3 protein-coding genes and 1 pseudogene are annotated in these 3,790 nt (G+C 62.0%); 1 reads left to right on the top strand and 3 read right to left on the bottom strand.

The features are described from left to right. The 3 genes and pseudogenes from AC1DOC_RS29875 to AC1DOC_RS29865 all read right to left on the bottom strand — a co-directional run. A partial coding sequence (locus AC1DOC_RS29875) for a tannase/feruloyl esterase family alpha/beta hydrolase (protein WP_478131142.1) occupies window positions 1-283 on the bottom strand: 283 nt, incomplete at its 3' end. A 280-nt stretch (window positions 284-563) separates the two neighbouring features. Then, window positions 564-1,881 (bottom strand): annotated as a pseudogene (locus tag AC1DOC_RS29870) (FAD-dependent oxidoreductase). Window positions 1,882-1,904: 23 nt separating this feature from the next. After that, the gene (locus AC1DOC_RS29865; protein ID WP_478079903.1) at window positions 1,905-2,879 is read right to left on the bottom strand and encodes a Bug family tripartite tricarboxylate transporter substrate binding protein; all 975 of its coding nucleotides are present in this window, start codon (window positions 2,877-2,879) and stop codon (window positions 1,905-1,907) included. A 134-nt stretch (window positions 2,880-3,013) separates the two neighbouring features. Between AC1DOC_RS29865 and AC1DOC_RS29860 the strand changes: the two genes are divergently transcribed. Continuing rightward, the coding region (locus AC1DOC_RS29860; RefSeq protein ID WP_478131141.1) for a LysR substrate-binding domain-containing protein at window positions 3,014-3,790 on the top strand (777 nt) is incomplete at its 3' end.

Raw genomic sequence — 3,790 nt, 5'->3', positions numbered from 1 at the left:
CCTTACCCGCCACCGCGGTGACCGCTTGCGCCCGATGCCCGAAGTCGATGACCTTCTCGGGATGTCCCACGGCGAATATCTGGTCCTGACCCTGGTGGCCGTTGTCCGTGGAAAGGGTGGCATACCCTTTCGTCAGGCCGGAGCCCATGTCCGGGTACATGATGGAGCCGGAACTACCCGAGCCGCCGATGGCCAGGAATCTCTCGTTCCAGAAGCCGAGCGCCGGCATCCAGATCTCGGACGTGATCTCCGAGTCGGCGGACGGCCTGGACGTGAGTTGCACACGGCAAAAGGGCTGCGTCAGGGCGGTTGACGAACCGGGCGGGACGAATCCCGCCGGAAGGTATGCCGCGGCGTTAACGGCGCTGCCTTCAAGTCTCAAGTCTTTGGCAAGGGCTTGGCATGCCTGCGCGGCGTTTGTTTCGACGAGCCGAGGCGCCTGCAATGAAGCGCTGCCGCCACATGACGCAAGTAGCAAAGCCGCCGCTCCTGCAACAAGGCAGCGCGCTGGGGAAATTGACACTTGGCAGTCTCCTAGAGAAAAAGCGGATGGCAGAAGCGGCTCAAGGACGTTCGCGGTCGCCAAGGAATGCACCTTGCTGAACCAGCCGGTCCTGCAACTTCCGGTTGCTCAGGTCATACAGCGAGCAGCCGTCTCGCAGTGCCAGAGCGGCCGCAGTGCCGGCTGCTTGGCCCATCACCAAGCAGGCACCCGTCACGCGGGCCGCAGACTGACCATCGTGAGTCATGGAAGCGCAGCGCCCGGCGACCAACAGGTTTTCCACGCCATGCGCGCTTGACCGGCGCGGCAACAGCATGCGATACGGCAATTGGTTGTAGCCGCGACAGTTGGGGATGGGAGGCCACATCCACTGCACATCACCGGCGACATGCTTCTCGAGCGGCCAGCCGTTGACACCGATGCTGTCGTCGAAATCCGCGCATCCCAGGACATCGTCCGCGGTCAACATGTATTCGCCCACAAGGCGCCGTGTTTCCCGGATACCGAGTTGCGGCGCGATGTYCAACGCATACGCGTTCTCGAAGCCTGGTACCTTTTCGCGCAGGAAGCGTATGTAGTCAACGATCTGACGGCGCCCTTCGATCTCGCCCTCACTGAGCGAGCGTGCATCCGTGCCGTCCGTGGCCGAACCGTCCGGCTTTTTCAGCTGAGTCACGTTGACGCGCCATTCATAGGCTCGCTTCATCGGCCGCACGATGGCGCCGCGACGCGGAAACGTGAACTCGCGCGACGCCTCTGCTTCATCCATGAGCGTGGGGATCGTCTTCCATGCCTCCCCGGCGCGCTCAGCATCCACCTCGCCCACCCGAAACATCAAAGTGGGATAGAGCAAGTGGCCCGACTCGTCACCCTTCTCTGTGGGCACCCCGGCCCAGTGCGCCAGATCGGCGTCGCCCGAACAATCAATGAACGTTCGCCCGCGCACCGCGACGCGGCCGGACTGCATGAAACAGCAGCTGAACCCGGTGGTCGGACACGAGCAACCCATCCGCCGCGCACTTGAACGCGGACATGTCATAGGCCTGGGCGAACGTCTTTCCCATGATCAGGTGCGGCTCGTTCAGGCCGTCCAAGGCGCGCATCCGCTCAAGCAGGTCCGAGGCGACTCCATGGACTACTTGGCGAATGTCACCGAACACGTTCGCGTGCAAGCCGCAGAAGTTGGTGACGCCAGCGGCCGTTCCCATGCCGCCCAGGAATCCATAGCGCTCGGCCAGCAGGACACTGGCCCCATTGCGAGCCGCAGCACTCGCTGCAGCAATGCCGGCGGGCCCACCCCCCAGCACGACGACATCAAACTCTCCGAAAAGCGGAACGGAGCGGGCGGGCTCGGCCACGCCAACGCGATCGGGTGTCATGGAGTTCATGAAATTCTCCTGCCTCAGTCCAACTGGATGTTGTGTTTCTGGATCACGGGCTTCCAGCGCGCCATATCCGCTGCCAGCAACGCGCGGAACTCGGCCGACGTGTTGCCAACGACGTCCATGTACTGCAAGCGCAACCTGTCCTTGACGGCCGGCTCGGCCAAAACTTGGGTGATCTGCTCTTGCAGCTTTTGCACGATCGCAGCCGGTGTTTTTGCAGGTGCGATGAAGCCGATCCAGGCATCGGCCCGAACATCGGGAAGGCCGCTCTCGGCCAGGGTCAGCAGGTCCGGGAGCGAAGGAGAGCGTTTGGCCGAAGCTACGGCCAAGGCGCGGATCTTTCCAGCTTTCACATGAGGCATGACCGCAGCGGCGGGCAGCAAGGCCATGTCCACTTCACCCGCCAGCACCGCAGTCACTGCGGCGCCAGAGCCCCGATAGGGCACATGGACCACATCGGCCCCACTTCCGGCTCCGAGAGTCTCCATGGCCAGGTGAGAAACGGACCCTGCGCCGATCGACGCAAAGGTGAAATTCGCCTTGCTCAGCTTCATGAGGTTGAGCAACTCCTTCGGGCTGCTGACGACATGCTTGAGAGCAACAACCAGCACCGATGGCTGCGAAACGGCCACGGTCAGCAGCTCAAAGTCCCGGGCCGGGTCGTAAGGCATCTTCTTGAAGAGCAGCGGGTTGATCGCCAGCGGGCCCGCGATGCTGACCCCGATGGTCTGCTCATCAGGCGCCGCTTTCGCGACGGCATCGGTGCCGATGTTTCCTGCGGCGCCGCTCTTGTTTTCGACAAACATGGGCTGACCAAGGCGCGCCGACAGCCTGTCCGAGACCGCACGGGCTACTTGGTCGGGGGTTGAGCCGGCATCGAAAGGTACGACCACCCGCACGGGGCCCTTGGGCCAGACCTGCGCCGATGCGATGGATGCTGCGGTCATCAGTGCGGCGCTTGCCAATACCAGAATGGCTCTGCGGTTGCCCATGTGTGTCTCCAGAGGTGGAAGAAGCGGGTCGGGACGGTCCGTGGTCGACGCCCGGCAAGTTGCTTCGAATTTATCGATAGAGCATCATTACGGCGATGCAGGTGGGGTAATAGTCGATAACGGGAAACTTAATAATGGACATGAAGCTTCTTGCCGTCTTTGATGAGATCTACAAGACGCGCAGCGTTTCGCGTGCTGGAGAGAATCTCGAGATCGCTCAAACCTCGGTCAGCTTGGCGCTTGCGCGACTGCGTCGGCAATTCAATGACCCTCTGTTCGTACGGACAGGCCGCGGCATGATGCCTACGCCGCACGCGGTGGCACTGGTGCATCCCCTGCGGCAGGCGCTCGAGCTACTTCGAGCCGCAACGCAGCAGCGGGTGGTGTTCCATCCATCTTCATCTTCGCGGCTTTTTCATATCGCGATGACGGACATCAGCCACCTTGAATTTCTGCCTTCACTGATCAACAAGGTAGACAAGCTCGCACCCGACGTTCGTGTCGAAGTGCTTCGCATCACCTCCGAAACACCTAGGCTGCTGGAAGCGGGAGATGCCGACCTGGCGGTGGGATTCATGCCTGAACTGGAGGCCGGTTTCTACCAGCAGAAATTGTTTGACCAGACATTTGCGTGCGTCGTCCGGCGAGATCATCCACGCATCAATCAGCGCTTGACCGAGCACCTCTTCAAACGCGAGAAGCACGTGGTCATCACTGCACCCGGCACGGGCCATGAACTGGTCGAACAGGCCCTCACGCGCCGACGCGTCGCACGCAAGGTGGCGTTGACTCTGCCGACATTGCCCGGCGTGGGTAACCTGCTGGCGAATACCGATCTGGTAGCGACCGTTCCAGAGCGCGTCGCTCAAATGCTTGTGCGTATCGCGAAAGTGAAGGCACTGCCCCCGCCG

The sequence above is a fragment of the Variovorax sp. 01T439_2 genome, assembly GCF_056398445.1.
The sequence above is the reverse complement of the archived record's forward strand: the minus strand, read 5'-3'. Positions and strand labels throughout refer to the sequence as shown.

Bases quoted from the DNA above. Each gene is read 5' to 3' on its own strand.
- AC1DOC_RS29865 (WP_478079903.1), bottom strand. From the start codon at position 2,879: ATGGGCAACCGCAGAGCCATTCTGGTATTGGCAAGCGCCGCACTGATG.